Source organism: Paenibacillus sp. 01L418 (genome assembly GCF_056400045.1).
The window spans coordinates 1-14,745 of the sequence record NZ_JBFTSN010000132.1; the positions used below are offsets into that span (position 1 = coordinate 1).

Here is a 14,745-nt window from a genome sequence, read left to right on the forward strand (position 1 = left end):
GAGCAAAGACGATTAAGCTTCTGTCTTTTCTCCGTAGTAGTAAGAGTAGATATCTGAATGATTTCGATTGATCTTATTAAGCACGACGCCGATAAGATTTGCTTTCACATGTTCAAGTGACGCTTTTGCTTTAAGGGCAACATCTTTTTTCACTTTTCCCGAGTCGATCACAAGAACGACCCCATCGCTTTGCGTTGCTACAATTTGAGCATCCGTTACAGACATGATCGGCGGCGTGTCGATAATGACGACATCGTACCGCTCTCTAGCTGTCTTAAGCAGCTCCGCCATTTGCTCCGACGAGAGCAGCTCGGAAGGATTGGGAGGCGTTGGCCCCGCTTGGATAATGGACAGATTGTCCGTATTCGTAAACTGAATGATGTCCTCAAGCTTCAGTTGGTTCAATAAAGCCGTCGTTAAGCCGCTGCGGTTGGACTTCCCAAAGATATGATGCTGCGAAGGCTTGCGGAGATCCGCATCAATCAGAAGCACCTTTTTGTTTGCTTGTGCAAACGCGACTGCCATATTGGCGCATGTCGTGCTTTTGCCCTCGCTTGGCTTGGAAGAGGTGACCATAATAATTTGCAGCTTTTGATTAATTGTCGAGAACTCAATGTTTGTCCGCAGCATCCGGTACCCTTCAGAAATGGGCGATTTGGGATTAAGCTCCGTTATCAAGTTCCATTTAGGAATCAAACGAGACATTTTGTTCCCTCCCTGCATTCGTCTTTAGCGTGGCGTTGCTGCTGTGTTCTGTCGCATCCCGCTCTTCGAACTTCGGAATCGATGTTAGTACTGGTACTTCCAGCAGTGCCTCGATGTCCTCTTCGGTCTTAATTGTGTCATCCAAGTAATCCAGCAGGAAGGATATGCCTACACCTACCATCAATGCCAGCATGAACGTGACCGCAATGTTCATCTTAGGATTCGGAGCAACGGGCCCGTGTTGTTCATGCGGATCAGCTTGGTCCAGCACGGAAACATTATCTACCTTCATCAGCTCTGGAACCGATTTTTGAAAAACGATGGCGATCGCATTCGCGATTTTTGCTGCTTGCTCATAGGAGTCATCACGTACCGATATGGACATGACCTGTGTTTCATTCACTGAGCTTACGCTTACCTTGCCGATGAGCTCGCCGTATGTCACACCGAGATCCGGGTATTGCTTGACAACTCGCTTCATCATTCGCGGCGTTCGCAAAATCTCTTTATAGGTTTTGATAAGTCCGATCGTGGAGTTAATCGATCCAACATCTATGCTCGGAATGAGCGAGCTGCTGTCCTTATACTGGTTAACGATTAACTTTGCGGATGCTTCATACTGTGGTTTGATAAAGTAGCTGGAGTAAATGCCGATGGTTAGACAGCTCACTGAAATAATTAAAGCTATCATCAATAGCCTTCTTTTCACGATGATCCAATACTGTTTTAATTCCAAATCATTTCCTCCATTGCTTTAAAATCATCCGTTGCCGAACTTCACGAAAGTTGTTCTTAATGAATATTAAAATTCTCTCATTATTCAAAACGCGAACTTTTGGGCATCATTTGTTTACAGGAATAGGCTTACCCATGGATTCCTGCTTAGACATAAAATGTTATCATCTCGTGTTATTAATGAACTCATCCACGGTCCCGCCATTCATTACATGCTCCATCATATCGTTAGAGCAGGCTTGCAGGCCGATCTTACCGAGCAGCTGAGATATCAGCTTCGCCATGTCAATCGGTTCATTATGGATTAGGCAGCCAGTTGCCATAAGCAGCTCAGGCAGCGACCTCGCTTCCGATTGACCGTCTTTCTGTAATAGAGAAGGATCCTCGGATAGTATTTTCAAAAACTGCTTCAGCTTTATCTGCTTCTGCTCCTGATTTGAAACATTCATCTCTGAAACCTCCATTCATCAGCTTGCTCATACATTTTGAGTTTTGGAAAGCTTCTTGTCTCTCTTTGCACTCTAGTATGACACAGATGATAATAATTCTTGAGGGAATAAAGACATGGTCACACTTAGACAATCTTGCTCATTTTCATTATGGTTTTCATAAGTACGGACTCCTAATTGATGCGAATAGTGGGATATGCCATGTCATGTTTTTTATCGCCAAATTGATAATTCTGACTATTGAAAGCGCTTAATAAATAATAGGTGAAAGTCCCACTTGGGACTCATGTTTTCCCGCATACTTTTTCCCTCTAACCCATGTAAAATAAAGGTTTTTTTCCTGCTTGCCACTTTCCAACGAACGAAGAATCCAATTAAAATTCCACTAATTTAGCGAAAAAATAAGGGACTATTGACCAGCATCCTACCTAAGCAGCAGTAAAACACCATTCGACATATTTCGCATTCCTCTTTTTCCTGTACGTTTTAACCCCTAACTGCCGCAAATTTACACTTAAAAAACAAAAAAAAGCGGGGTTTGAATTGAAAAAGGGACTATTCGGAGCCTAAAAAGCGGATATTCCATCGTTCTCAGCTAATCGATCATACGTTTCAGCAATCTATATTTTGCACCCTGTCAGGATAAACCAACATCATTCGGGATAAATATAAAGCTTCTAAAGCACTGAAATCATAGAGCATTCCCTATCTTTTTGTCCCAAAATAACGCTTGGCGCTCTTCTACTAACGTCCTACTTCATTGTCTTTCTGACAAGTTTAGTCATCAAAAAAAAGAAGAGCATCGATGTCATCGCCGCTCTTCTTCGCATTTTTTCTACCTATTGTATATTAACTAGAAATCTTACTCCATGACATAAGCCAGAAGCAAAGCAGACGTGCCAACGATGGCATCTGCGTGTGTGCGTTCCATGCCGTGGGAAGCGTGAACGCCCGGTCCGATTAATGCCGCACGAATATTGCTTCCGCCGCGCAGCGCAGCCGATGCATCGGAGCCGTAGTGCGGGTAAATATCTACAGCATAAGCTAGGTTCTCACGCTTCGCTAATTCAATTAACTTAGTCGTCATATTATAATCGTATGGTCCAGTCGAATCCTTGGCGCAAATGGATATATCCTGCTCTGTCGCAGAAAGATCATCTCCCAGCGCTCCCATATCCACCGCAATCATCTCCGTTATATCCTCAGGAATATAAGAACTTCCGTGTCCCACCTCTTCGTAGGTCGAGAAGATCAGCTTGAGYGTATGTGCAGGTGTGTTCCCTTCACGCTTGAACCATTCCATTAATCCAAGCAGTGCTGCTACGCTTGCTTTATCGTCCAAATGCCGTGACTTCACCCAGCCATTCGGAAAGATGCGCACTCGCGGCTCCCACGAAATGATATCGCCTACGGAAATGCCCAGCCCCTCTGTATCTGCTTTGGTTTTCACCAGCTCATCTATGCGAATTTCCATATTCGCTTCTTCGCGCTTCCACTCCCGCGAATCGGAGTATACATGCACAGAGGCTTTCGTAGACAACACCGTTCCCTCATATTTCCGGCCGTCACGCGTGTGAATAATGCAATACTCCCCTTCGACCGTTTGCATATTGTAGCCCCCGATCGACGTGAAGCGAAGCTTCCCATCAGACTTGATCGAACGAACCATCGCTCCAAGCGTATCCAAATGCGCGGTTATGCCGATCACCTTCTCTGAATTGACGCCTGGAATGGTTATCATTCCGTTGCCTTTTGGCGTTATTTCGAGCGAATAGCCAAGCTTCTCTGCTTCCTCTCCTAAATGCTTTACAATGTCCATACAGTACCCGCTAGGGCTTGGAATGTTCAGTAAGGCTTCGAGCTGGCTAAGAATAAAATCCCGATTAAGCTGTTTCGAAAGTGGCAATGACATGATATTGTGCTCCTTTTAAAGCTATATTTTTTATTAGACCAGACTCAAACTCTGTTATGTTAGATTCAATACGATAGCCTACAACATGTAATAAAGGTAATGTTATTACTTTAGCTTCCATAAGCTCTCCTCCATTAGCAGCATTGATCCTTCTATTTTACGCGATTGCGCGTCAGGATCAAAGTCTACCCTCTAATCATCCCGCTTTCGTTATCTTGCTTTTACATTCTAAAATACGTACATACGTTCACTTTCGAGGTTATACTAATGATGGAGGTGAGCAAAATGGTGAAACAACACTCAGAAACATTGACCGAGGAACGGTGGCATGCCATCTTAAGCAACAATGCTGCTTATGACGGGATCTTCTTTTACGCGGTGAAAACGACAGGAATATTTTGCAGGCCATCCTGCAAATCCAAACCGCCCAACAAAGAAAATATTGCTATCTACTCTACGGCCGAGCAAGCTTTATCTGCCCGCTTTCGCCCATGCAAACGATGCAAGCCTACCGGGATGCGCCTGCCTGATGATGAATGGATTCATTTAGCTGCCGAATATATCGACAGAAACTATATGAACAACTTAACTTTACAAGTCGTTGCCGATCAATGTCACGGCAGCCCCTATCACCTGCATCGGACCTTCAAAAAAATCAAACACATGACACCCGTTGAATATATACAGCAATTACGAGTCGATAAAGCGAAGGAGCAGCTGACATCATCCGATTTGTCCATTTCAGAGATCGGTTCAAGCGTCGGCATGCACAACACGCCGTATTTTGTAACGTTGTTTAAGAAGAAGACGGGCTGCACACCCGCAGCCTATCGGCAATTGCACAAACAGGAGGCTGATTCGAATGACCAAACACAGTAAACCGCCCATTTATTGGACATTGCTCACGTACGAAACTTGGAGCCTATACGTTGCAGCCACAACGGAAGGACTCTGTTTTATCGGCTCTCAGAATGAACCGATAGACGAGCTGGTCCAATGGGCAAATACCCGCTATCCAGGCAGCCCTTTACTAGAGAATGTTGAGTTGCTCCAGCCTTATACAATTGAAATAGCTGAATACCTTCAAGGTTCCCGCAAGCAATTCAGCATCTCCTTCCACTATCAAGGAACAGCCTTCCAACAGGAAGTATGGAAAGCACTTTGCGATATTCCTTATGGGGAAACGAAGTCTTATTCCGATATTGCCCATCAAATCCAGCGGCCCGCAGCTGTTCGCGCTGTGGGCACGGCGATTGGCGCTAATCCGATCTTAATTACAATTCCCTGCCATCGCGTCATTGGAAAGAACGGATCGCTGACAGGCTACCGCGGCGGCATAGAAATGAAAACAAAGCTGCTACAGCTGGAAAAACACTAATATGCCGATCGAATATTTATATACACAGCCCAAAACCTTATTGAATAAAGGAACCGGCTTTCTTACCGGCTACAGCCATTCTTTAAATCCTTATACAGGGTGTACGTTTGGCTGTTCCTACTGCTATGTGCGGAAAATGCCTGTTTCTTTATTTCGAGGCGCCGAATGGGGAACATGGGTCGATATTAAGAAAAATGCTGCTGAAGTTTTTCGCAAACAATTTTTAAGAGAAAAGTCTAAAGGTCCGGTTACTATTTTTATGTCATCCAGCACTGATCCCTATCAGCCAATTGAATATAAGGAACAAATTACTCGCTCCTTGCTCGAGGTGATGGTTGATGACCCGCCTGATTTTTTGTTTGTGCAAACGCGAAGCCCGCTTGTTCAGCGGGATATTGATCTGCTCTTGCGACTTGGAGAGAAGGTTCGCGTCAGTATGACAGTCGAAACAGATCGCGAGGACATTCGAAAACATTTTTCACCGAATGCCCCACCGATTAAGGCTAGGCTAAAGACGCTTCAACTGCTAGCTGATGCGGGCGTTCCCACTCAAGCGACGATTGCCCCCATGCTGCCAAGCAGTGAGCAATTCGCCGAAATACTGCGCCCGCTCGTTGAACGCATCTGCATAGACGATTATTTTATGGGTGACGGAAGCAGTGGAAAACGAACGCGACAACTAGGCATCAATGCTTTGTATGAGCAGCTAGGTCTTGAGGAATGGTATCATCCGGCTGCTTATCGCGTCGTTTACGAGCGGTTCAAGCAGGTTTTTTCGGAGGATCGCATTTATGTAAGCCAGGAAGGCTTTGAGCCTTAGCTTTTTTTTCGTTTCATACCGCGTATTAAGATTTTGGTTTCTTGATCGACGCGGTATGATTCTATTATTTTTTGCAGAGCTTTGTTATAGGTGAAATCATCTAAAGAATTAGCACCGCTTTTCAAATAATTCATAGTAGCCTCTGGCTGCTTAATATAACAAATTGACAATGCCCAAGCTACCGCCATCTTGACGTAATACGTCTCTCGTTTCGTCTGATCAAGCAGCTGCAAGAGGCGCTCGATATAAGTTTCTTCAATATAATAGCCAAGCAGCATAACGACGCCAAAGCGTATCTCATACTCTTTGTCACATACCAAATACGGCTGTATGAAATCCCATACCGCTGACTTATTGTCCGTTGTAAATTTCAGTCCATTGCAAAAGCTGTCACAGACTGACCAATTGTCTATCTTCGGAACAAATTCAGCGACAATGTTTAAACGTTCTGTGATATCCGCTTGGGCATAACCAATGACCATCCCCTGCAGCATCACTTCCTCAAAGTACTCGCTATCCGCATCTTTTAAATAGGTACGCCAGTCATCACTTGCTATCGACTTGGCCAGCTGGCGCAGCTTCGGCAGCCGAACGCCTAATACATYATTAATTGTAGGAATAAGCGCAGCCGTAAATTTCTGAAAATCGTCTTCCTTCAATGCTATGAGCTGTTCTTTTATTGTTTTCTCCATGTTGTTGCTCCTTTTAGCTTACTCCATTGACAAGGTCCACAAATAAATCGAAGCCACTGAACCATAGGGCGAATACCTTAGCCGGTAGGTATCGAACTGTTCTTTGGTTAAATCTTGAAGACCATACAGCTTCATCATCCCGCGGCGAATGGCAATATCTCCCCAGCTCACGACATCTGGGCGCTCCATCGCATGAATGAGCAGCATTTCAGCCGTCCACTTGCCAACTCCCTTTAAGGACATCAGCTGCTTGATTACCTCTGCATCCGATAAGCGGTTCAGCTCTTCCAGCCGGATTTCACCTTGCATAATCGACTCCGCAATGCTTTTTATGCAAACGGCCTTCTTCATCGTTATCCCGCAGCTTTGAATCTGATCTGCCGTTTGATTAGCTATGTTCGAAGGGGATATTTCGCCAAGCCGCACCTGCATTCGCTCCCATATGGTGTGCACTGCTTTAGCTGAAATCAGCTGGCCTACAATCGCATAAACGAGTGAAGTGAATAAGTCCGGCATGATGATACGTTCGACTTTTCCGAGCCGAGACATGGCAGCACCAAGCCCTTCATCTACGCTTTTCAAATAATCGATCTCTGCTTGCCCATAGTCAAAAAGCTTTGTTTGTATCGTTTGCAGACGGCTCGCCCCCTGTAAATCGAAATAAATAGCTGTATATTCTTACTATACCTCATCGGGCTTTGTATGTTTTAATTACCGAATATAATCGCAAGATAACGAAATCGGCGATGATAGAAATAAAGGACATCAGATGCCTTATTTGCTTTGATTTCCTCTTTTTTCAGAAGTAACGGACATAGGGTACGCTATTAGGCTCCAAGCGTTATGATTTAACTTGATTTCGACTAAATAGCGGAATCTATGTCCGTTAGATGCAAATTAAGCCCAAATTATGAAGAATAGCGGTTTCTATGTCCGTTAGCATCAAGCCTGAGTCACAAATGAATAGGAATGCTTAGAAGGAAAACGACCATTTCATAAAACAGCGGCAGTCTTGGACTGTTTCATCTCGTCCATCGCTGCCGCTGTATTTTAAATGGGATAGGTTTAATCGTTCTACTCTACTTTTATTTCTACTGCAGCAAGCGATAGTTGTTTTTGATGTAGTTAGCTCCGGATAGGATGGTCAACACTAAGGCAACATACATCAAAATTTGATCAACAGGAATCGCTGTCAAAAAGCTGAGCGGACGATGGTTTAACAACACCGCTGAAATCGCAACAACTTGAAAGACCATCTTAATTTTGCCGAATTGGTCGGCTTGCAAGGCGATTTTTTGAGATGAGGCAACAATTCGAATGCCCGTTATAATAATCTCTCTTCCGATAATCACTACTGCGATCCAGCTGTAAATCATCTGCTCGCCTACCATTAATATTAACGCGGCGGATATTAGCAGCTTGTCTGCCAGCGGATCGAGCAGCTTGCCAAGATTCGTAATCTGATTATATTTTCTTGCGATATGTCCATCTAATTTATCCGTCGCTGAAGCGAGTATAAATAATGCTGCGGCATAATAAATGCCATAGGTATCTATATGTAGAAAAAATTCTGATTTGCTGATTAACCACTCGGGGTATATCGGAAAAAATAAAATAAACACAGGTATTAATAAAATACGAGCAATCGTTATTTTATTCGCTAGATTCATATGGTTCCTCCTTCGCATTATGCTAGTCATTATACCATATGTTGGTAGGCTTCTGAAGAAGCTACCTGCGCGCCTCCATAACCTATCCTTTATTCTTTCTTTAAAGACTGATTAAGCATATCCCAATCGGCATGCGAGGCGTCAAACAGCATTAGCCCGTCTGTGTACCGGAAAGCCGAACGAAATACCTCACCCTGCCGCTCGGCGCTATTCATCTGATTAAGGGAAATGCCCGCATATACCGGAACTTCTCCACCTGTGGCAATGTTGCCAAGCGCCATATATTTCTCCACCTCGGCCAGCGTATCCTGATACGTACCAATCATGAGGAAATCCAAGTGCCTGACATAGCCAGTGCCTCGGTAGTCCTTGGTATAGACGGAGCCCTCCTGAAATTGAAGGCGGCTGTCATATTGAAAATCCGGGCTGGCCCAGTTTGCACCATTGACATAATAGGTATCAAACCAAGACCCCACGTAGGCAGATAACAAAACATCGCTTCCCGTTTGTCGATTATGACCGTCCACCATCTCCTTGACCTCCGCAACAAAAGAGGTAATGACGCCTGCACGGAAAGCCCACCAGTCCAAAATCAACGGACCATCTATTCTCGTATTGCCTTGATAATCGAATATGTCCTCTGGCCAACGATGAAGCCGCTTGCCCCTTTCCGCCAAATATGCCTCAAAGCGGCTGCATGCCAAAGGACTGAAATCCGCCGTTTCATTGTCGTATCTGCCCCGGTCCAAAATAATGCCGTCCACCTGATAGCCGGCCATCACTTCCCGGAAAGCAGCCAATTGATGCTCGCGCACCTTCTCATGAAGCGGGTTGGCAAATGCAACCAAGCCCGGAGCCGAGCTGTCTCGCTGCCGCTTGATCACGCCTTCATCTTGATGCTTGTAAACCATTTCCTCCCATTCAGGATGCTCATTTAAAATCGCATATTGACCACGTACAATGGAGCCTTCTGCAAATACATTCATGGATGCATGAATAGCTAGACCAAGCTGATGCCCCTCTTCTATAAAAATCTGCAGCAAATCCAGCTTTGGATAAGGAGTACTCTGCTTAGCGTTTACCAATTCACTCATGTGGGGACGCCTCGTCAGCGGATTTTTGAAGTAAGAAACGTACCCCTCCACCCCTTTAACGTCAAGCGCAATATCCGTAACGCCTGCATGTTTTGCTCGCTGCAGCAGTTTTCTTACAGCGTCCGCAGACTGCAGCTTCCCACTGTTGGCTCTCTGATCTATCCAAAGGATGACCCTCTGCTTCCTCTCAGCACGGCTCTTAGAAAAAATAGCTAAGCTTCGAGCAACTGGAGTTTCGTTCCTTGCTTTGATCTCCACATCAACAAAGTTGACGCCAAGCGCCAGTTTCAGTTTATGGGCAAAAATACCCTGCTCGTCAACCACAGCCGCTTCACCATTAATCGTTAGCGCCGGAAACTCGCCCGCATTGCCGCCGCTCACATTACCGCTAACTGTGGTAACGGTCTGCGTTTCCGTATAAACGGATGGATGATTCAAATAAAGGCTGAATTCATGATCAGCAGCGCCTGCCAGCCCGTGATGATCAGTCACCGCACCATCCTTGCGCAGCTTGATACGGTCTCCTTTTCTAAAGCAGGTAGACAAAAAGAAGCGGCTGCTTTCCGGAGCATACAAAGGATCAAGGGCAAGAAGCACGTAACCATCCTCAGGGATGTCTAGTATCGTTGGGCCCGACCAGGCCGGGGAAAAGCCGACAGGCGCTTCATTAACGACGTGTAAAACCAAGCCGCCTGCTCCCACCTGCACCGCAACGCCATTCTCAGGAACAGTGACCGATTCCCCCCATGCGCTTGTAAACAAGACAAGCCACTCTTCGGCCACCGGAATGGTGTTGACAGCCGTTATAGCGTGCCGCTGCCCTTCTAATGTAATCGTAATATCCTCTGGCGCAGCTTCCACTTGGGCATGGATAGCAAGCATATCAACCTCACTGCCTTTATGCGGCTTAAATGGTTCGTTCATTTCTGTTCCCCCTCAGTCAATTATGCTAGGCATTTCGCCTGGGCGACAAAGAGGCACCTGCGATTCGCAGCTGCCCCTTTGCCATCAAGCCTACGTCTATAGGCAAGCCATTATTTTGAAATGGTTTGATACCACTCGTTCGCTTCCTTGACGGATTCTGCGCCGCCTTCGGCCATCCATTGCGAAAGGAAGGTATCGTAGTTGTCTCTAGATTGCGCACCTGCGATATACATAAGCACCGTGTCGTCCAGCAGCTTCGTCAGCTTTTGCTTGTTTTTGGATACAGCATCGATTGGCGGCGCAATCGACATCGGATCAACGACAATATTGCCTTTCGCCGCGTTTTCCTGAAACGCCTCATAGTAGCTTTGCAGCACAGGGTCCTTCCGAACGCGCGCCTGCCAGTAAGCCGGATAATCATATTCATTAACCCCGGTCATGTAGGAGCTTGCATTGGTTAAGTCATCATTGAATTTAGGCAGAATGGGATAATATTTGCCATCCTTCACTTCGTGATGAACGCCTTCCTCGCCAATGGCGAGCTTTATGAAGATATCCTTCTTCAGCTTGGTATCGAGCAGCTTGATCGCATGCTCCTTTTGCTTGGATATCTTCGGTATCGCAATAAACCAAGTAGTTGCCAGGTTAACGCCAATCGATGATTTGCCATCCTTGCCAACTAAGTATGGAATAATGCCGATTTTGGCTTCAGGGAAGTTTTTGACAAGGGCAGCTTCTGCGCTAGAAGCACTCCACCAAGCCAGCTTGATCATTGCGGCATTGCCGCTGGAAAACTTCTCAATCGCTTTCGCACTCGTATTGATCGGCATTTCCGAATCCAGCAGCCCTTCGCTGTACAGCTTGTTCATATAAGCCAAAAATTCCTTCATCTGCGGAAGCTCTGCTTTATGCAGCAGCTTGCCATCCACATCGTTCCAGTCGTTCAGCACGCCGAATGCTGCTGCAATATCTCCATAGATAGAATCCTTTGAGCCCGTTAACGGAACAATGTTTTTGGCTTTCTTGATCGCTTTCAACACCTCATACAACTCATCCGGTGTTGTCGGGTTTTTCAAGCTCAGTTCTTCCATCCAATCCTGACGGACAACGAGCTCCTCGCCTACGCTAATGCCAGAGCCAGTCTCCGGTATAGCATAGATTTTGCCGTCAATCGTAACGCTTTCCCATGAATCTTCCTTAATCGCCGCTTTGATGTTAGGGCCATGGCTTTCGATCAGATCATTCAGCGGCTCCAGCGCGCCCGCTGTTGCCAGCTTGTAGAACTGGGCAGAACCCAGCTTCATGATATCGAAGTTTTGCTTGTTCGCAACCATCAAGTTCAGCTTCTCGTCGGCACTTTCCGCCGGAAGCATTTCATAGGTAACCTTGTAGCCGGTCGCATCTTCTATGTTTTTAGCAACCGGGTCTGCGTTCGGATCGAACAGGCTGTACTGCATCAGCATCGTAAGTTTGGGATTGCCTTCGCCATCTCCCCCTGAGCCGCTGCCCGGAGCTGGAGTGGAATTGTTGCCGCATGCGGCAAGAGCAAGAGCAAATACAAGGACTATGGCCAACCAAGAACCTTTTTTCATAGAGTACCCTCCCGAATATGTGTTTTAAAGTCAAACTGCATTACCCTTCCATTGCCCGCTATCATGACAAGCTGACAGCATCACCGCCTTTCATGCCGATAGGTTTAACCCTTAACCGAACCTACCAGCACACCTTTGACAAAATATTTTTGCAAGAACGGATAAACCATCAGGATCGGCAGCGTAGCTAGCAATATTGAAGCTGCCTGAATGGACTGGGGCGTTGTGTTCAGCGCCGCGTCCACGTTATCCTTCAAAAACTCGCTGCTGGAGGATACCAACAGTTCCTTCAGATACAGCTGCAGCGGTTTGAAATCCTGATTGGTAATGTAGATCATTGATGTAAAATAGTCGTTCCAGAACGCCACCGCGAAAAATAGCGCAATGGTTGCCAGCACAGGAAGCGACAGCGGCAAAACAATGGAGAATAAAATTCGGATGTTGCTTGCTCCGTCCAGCTTGGCGGACTCCTCCAGCCCGTCCGGYAGCCCTTCAAAGTAATTTTTGATAATCAGCATGTTGAACACGTTGATGGCCGCCGGCAGGAATAGAACAGGAAACTGATTGACCAGTCCAAGATTATGCATGAGCAGGTAGGTAGGAATCAGGCCGCCGCTGAACAGCATTGTGAAAATAAACATCAGCAGAAACCATTTTCTGCCTCGAAGCTGAACGCGAGATAATGGATACGCCGTAATGGTCGTAAGGAACAATCCTAACGCCGTCCCCACAATGGCCAAAAGAATCGAATTTTTTAAAGAGTTAAGGAACATGGAATCCTTGAGCACATACATGTACGTTCCGGTCTGAAAGCCAATGGGCAGCAAATTGACCTTGCCGGAGATGACCGCCGCTTCGCTGCTGAACGATTTGGCGATCAAGTTAACGAAGGGCAGCAGCGTCGTCAGACCTATCAGTATGAAAAATAAATAGTTACAGAAATTGAACAGCTTCTCTGAAAACGATGTTTTCACGGTCACAGCAATCTCCCCTTTCAGTTACCAAATCCCGCGTTGCAGGTATTTGCGGCTAAGCGCGTTGCCCGCCAAGACGAGCGTGAAGGCAATAACGGATTCAAATACGCCAACAGCGGTCGTAAAGCTGTAGTCCTGATTGCCGAGGCCCATTCGGTACACATAGGTGCCGATGACATCTGACACCTTGTATACTGTGGGATTGTACATGACGAGAATTTGCTCTGTGCCAGCCTCCAGAATGCTGCCGAGCCTTAGAATAAACATCAGCAGTATAATGGGTGCGATGCCAGGCAGCGTAATGTGCCACAGCTGCTTCATCCGCCCCGCTCCGTCAATCTTGGCTGCTTCGTACAAGCCAGGATCAATCGTGGCGAAGGCCGCAAGATACACGATGGTACTCCACCCCGTCTCCTTCCAGCCCGCTGAGGTAATCAGAACACCTCGGAACACGCTGTTGTCCAGGAAAAACGAGATCGGCTCCATGCCGATCATACCCATTGCCTTGTTGACCAAACCGCCGTTGCTGGAAAGCATGTCGATAAATAGACCGCTTACGATAACCCAGGACAGAAAATGTGGCAAATAGATAACGGTCTGAATCGCGCGCTTGAACAACATCCGCCTGATCTCATTCAACAGCAGGGCAATGAGAATCGGCAGCGGGAACAAGATACCGATCTTCAGAAAACTGATAATAACGGTGTTTTGAAAAACATGCAGAAAATCAGGAGAGTTGAACAGTTTGGCAAAATGCTTCCATCCTACCCACGGGCTAGCGTCATAGCCATCAAAGATATTGAAATCCTTAAAGGCGATGGTAATGCCATACATCGGGGCATATTTGAAGAGCAAAAGAAACAAAATTCCAGGGACAAGAAGTGCATATAAATCCCAATCCCGTTTGACATCGGCAGCAAGCCGTTTGACATAATTGTTTTTAGCCTGGGGCTTATCCAGTGGTGCCGTTGCGCTTTTCATCGTATTCCCCCTCGATTTGATGCTTTCTACCTAAAATTGTAGTATCCAGCGCTCAGGGTTGGTAGAGTAATGCCATTACTATTTCTGGTACTTTGATGTTTGATTTCTTCATAAACAAGGTGTAACGGCTGTCGCCGTTCTTTGATGGCAAACCCTTACGGGTGATATAGAAGTCGACTTCATTGTGTAAGAGCTATAAATTTTTTTATAAAAAAAGGGCTGCCCGTAAAGCAATTCCCGAATCATTCAGCCTCCACTTTTCACGTAATATGCTAGCAAAAAAGAACCTTCAGATTCACTTTCGTAGTGGTTTTGAAGGTTCTTTTGCGCACACTATGGGATTCTCTCACACCGATTCACCCTTTTTGGATATCCCCCTTTCTAATCCGGCAAGTATGCACTTCTACATTGTTCTTCATTATTTTCTATACTGCATATTCGCAGGATAGCGGCATCTTTCTCATAGTTACGTGTAGCTATATTGTATTTCCTGCAGTATAAGCACTCTTTAAATGCTAAAATGGCAGATCATATTGCAAGCTATTGCATAAATACAACATAAGTATCCAACACAGCTAAAATGGGCGAAGTTCCTGCAATTGTGCAGGATAGCTGGGCGTTGATCGCGGAGAATGTTGTTGAAGACTTATCAAAATAGCATCAAAACAAAGAAATATAGTTTTACAAAATGAAGAAGGGGCGTCCCTAAGTCAATTATGACTTTTGAGACACCCTCTTTTAATTTTTTTGGTTATTGCACGCCACCTAATTAGGCGCAGCTGTCACGCTTTAACTCCACCTGGGTTGACGCCCCAATAT

The 14,745-nt window shown here is 45.8% G+C and carries 15 protein-coding genes; 3 read left to right on the plus strand and 12 right to left on the minus strand.

What is annotated here, in order from left to right; all coding sequences use genetic code 11:
- Positions 1-12: 12 nt before the first annotated feature.
- The 5 genes from AC1DSE_RS16910 to AC1DSE_RS16930 all read right to left on the minus strand — a co-directional run bounded on the left by AC1DSE_RS16910 (position 13) and on the right by AC1DSE_RS16930 (position 3,922).
- A complete protein-coding gene (locus AC1DSE_RS16910) occupies positions 13-705 on the minus strand; it encodes a CpsD/CapB family tyrosine-protein kinase (protein ID WP_339204780.1) in 693 nt (230 codons plus the stop codon).
- On the minus strand, positions 686-1,441 hold the full coding sequence (locus AC1DSE_RS16915; protein ID WP_076269103.1) for a YveK family protein: 756 nt from the start codon (positions 1,439-1,441) through the stop codon (positions 686-688). Before AC1DSE_RS16915 ends, AC1DSE_RS16910 begins: the two co-directional genes overlap by 20 nt.
- A 163-nt stretch (positions 1,442-1,604) precedes the next feature.
- Entirely contained in the window at positions 1,605-1,889 is a 285-nt protein-coding gene (locus AC1DSE_RS16920; protein WP_477510698.1) for a hypothetical protein, read from the minus strand.
- An 862-nt stretch (positions 1,890-2,751) separates the two neighbouring features.
- Positions 2,752-3,801, minus strand: coding sequence for a M42 family metallopeptidase (locus tag AC1DSE_RS16925; RefSeq protein WP_477510699.1), 1,050 nt, complete (start codon positions 3,799-3,801; stop codon positions 2,752-2,754).
- Positions 3,773-3,922, minus strand: a complete 150-nt coding sequence (locus AC1DSE_RS16930; RefSeq protein ID WP_477510700.1) for a hypothetical protein — start codon at positions 3,920-3,922, stop codon at positions 3,773-3,775. The genes AC1DSE_RS16925 and AC1DSE_RS16930 overlap by 29 nt, the downstream gene beginning before the upstream one ends.
- A gap of 164 nt (positions 3,923-4,086) precedes the next feature.
- Between AC1DSE_RS16930 and AC1DSE_RS16935 the strand changes: the two genes are divergently transcribed.
- The 3 genes from AC1DSE_RS16935 to AC1DSE_RS16945 are packed head-to-tail and all read left to right on the plus strand — an operon-like array spanning position 4,087 to position 5,999.
- Positions 4,087-4,680 (plus strand): bifunctional transcriptional activator/DNA repair enzyme AdaA, encoded by a 594-nt coding sequence (locus AC1DSE_RS16935; RefSeq protein WP_441884915.1) that lies wholly within the window; start codon positions 4,087-4,089, stop codon positions 4,678-4,680.
- Positions 4,664-5,179 carry a methylated-DNA--[protein]-cysteine S-methyltransferase gene (locus tag AC1DSE_RS16940; protein WP_477510701.1) on the plus strand — a complete coding sequence of 172 codons (516 nt, stop codon included), beginning with the start codon at positions 4,664-4,666 and terminating at the stop codon, positions 5,177-5,179. Before AC1DSE_RS16935 ends, AC1DSE_RS16940 begins: the two co-directional genes overlap by 17 nt.
- Before the next feature lies 1 nt (position 5,180).
- Positions 5,181-5,999, plus strand: a complete 819-nt coding sequence (locus AC1DSE_RS16945) for an SPL family radical SAM protein (RefSeq protein WP_477510702.1) — start codon at positions 5,181-5,183, stop codon at positions 5,997-5,999.
- Here AC1DSE_RS16945 and AC1DSE_RS16950 read toward each other — a convergent pair.
- The 7 genes from AC1DSE_RS16950 to AC1DSE_RS16980 form a co-directional block, all read right to left on the minus strand.
- Positions 5,996-6,691 (minus strand): DNA alkylation repair protein, encoded by a 696-nt coding sequence (locus AC1DSE_RS16950; RefSeq protein ID WP_477527937.1) that lies wholly within the window; start codon positions 6,689-6,691, stop codon positions 5,996-5,998. The genes AC1DSE_RS16945 and AC1DSE_RS16950 overlap by 4 nt on opposite strands.
- Positions 6,692-6,709: 18 nt before the next feature.
- On the minus strand, positions 6,710-7,327 hold the full coding sequence (locus AC1DSE_RS16955; protein ID WP_441884990.1) for a DNA-3-methyladenine glycosylase family protein: 618 nt from the start codon (positions 7,325-7,327) through the stop codon (positions 6,710-6,712).
- 455 nt (positions 7,328-7,782) lie between these two features.
- Positions 7,783-8,361 (minus strand): CDP-diacylglycerol--glycerol-3-phosphate 3-phosphatidyltransferase, encoded by a 579-nt coding sequence (pgsA, locus tag AC1DSE_RS16960; RefSeq protein WP_477510703.1) that lies wholly within the window; start codon positions 8,359-8,361, stop codon positions 7,783-7,785.
- A gap of 89 nt (positions 8,362-8,450) precedes the next feature.
- Positions 8,451-10,379, minus strand: coding sequence for a hypothetical protein (locus tag AC1DSE_RS16965; RefSeq protein ID WP_477510704.1), 1,929 nt, complete (start codon positions 10,377-10,379; stop codon positions 8,451-8,453).
- A gap of 110 nt (positions 10,380-10,489) precedes the next feature.
- Positions 10,490-11,971, minus strand: a complete 1,482-nt coding sequence (locus AC1DSE_RS16970) for an extracellular solute-binding protein (protein ID WP_477510705.1) — start codon at positions 11,969-11,971, stop codon at positions 10,490-10,492.
- A gap of 104 nt (positions 11,972-12,075) precedes the next feature.
- Positions 12,076-12,945: a carbohydrate ABC transporter permease gene (locus AC1DSE_RS16975; RefSeq protein ID WP_477510706.1), complete on the minus strand. Its 870-nt coding sequence runs from the start codon at positions 12,943-12,945 to the stop codon at positions 12,076-12,078.
- Positions 12,946-12,969: 24 nt separating this feature from the next.
- Positions 12,970-13,926 carry an ABC transporter permease gene (locus tag AC1DSE_RS16980; RefSeq protein WP_441884929.1) on the minus strand — a complete coding sequence of 319 codons (957 nt, stop codon included), beginning with the start codon at positions 13,924-13,926 and terminating at the stop codon, positions 12,970-12,972.
- Positions 13,927-14,745 lie beyond the last annotated feature (819 nt).

Coding starts and splice junctions, on each gene's coding strand:
- AC1DSE_RS16935 (WP_441884915.1), top strand. CDS start 4,087: ATGGTGAAACAACACTCAGAAACATTGACCGAGGAACGGTGGCATGCC.
- AC1DSE_RS16945 (WP_477510702.1), top strand. CDS start 5,181: ATGCCGATCGAATATTTATATACACAGCCCAAAACCTTATTGAATAAA.
- AC1DSE_RS16910 (WP_339204780.1), bottom strand. CDS start 705: ATGTCTCGTTTGATTCCTAAATGGAACTTGATAACGGAGCTTAATCCC.
- AC1DSE_RS16930 (WP_477510700.1), bottom strand. CDS start 3,922: ATGGAAGCTAAAGTAATAACATTACCTTTATTACATGTTGTAGGCTAT.
- AC1DSE_RS16970 (WP_477510705.1), bottom strand. CDS start 11,971: ATGAAAAAAGGTTCTTGGTTGGCCATAGTCCTTGTATTTGCTCTTGCT.
- AC1DSE_RS16940 (WP_477510701.1), top strand. CDS start 4,664: ATGACCAAACACAGTAAACCGCCCATTTATTGGACATTGCTCACGTAC.
- AC1DSE_RS16920 (WP_477510698.1), bottom strand. CDS start 1,889: ATGAATGTTTCAAATCAGGAGCAGAAGCAGATAAAGCTGAAGCAGTTT.
- AC1DSE_RS16980 (WP_441884929.1), bottom strand. CDS start 13,926: ATGAAAAGCGCAACGGCACCACTGGATAAGCCCCAGGCTAAAAACAAT.
- pgsA (WP_477510703.1), bottom strand. CDS start 8,361: ATGAATCTAGCGAATAAAATAACGATTGCTCGTATTTTATTAATACCT.
- AC1DSE_RS16965 (WP_477510704.1), bottom strand. CDS start 10,379: ATGAACGAACCATTTAAGCCGCATAAAGGCAGTGAGGTTGATATGCTT.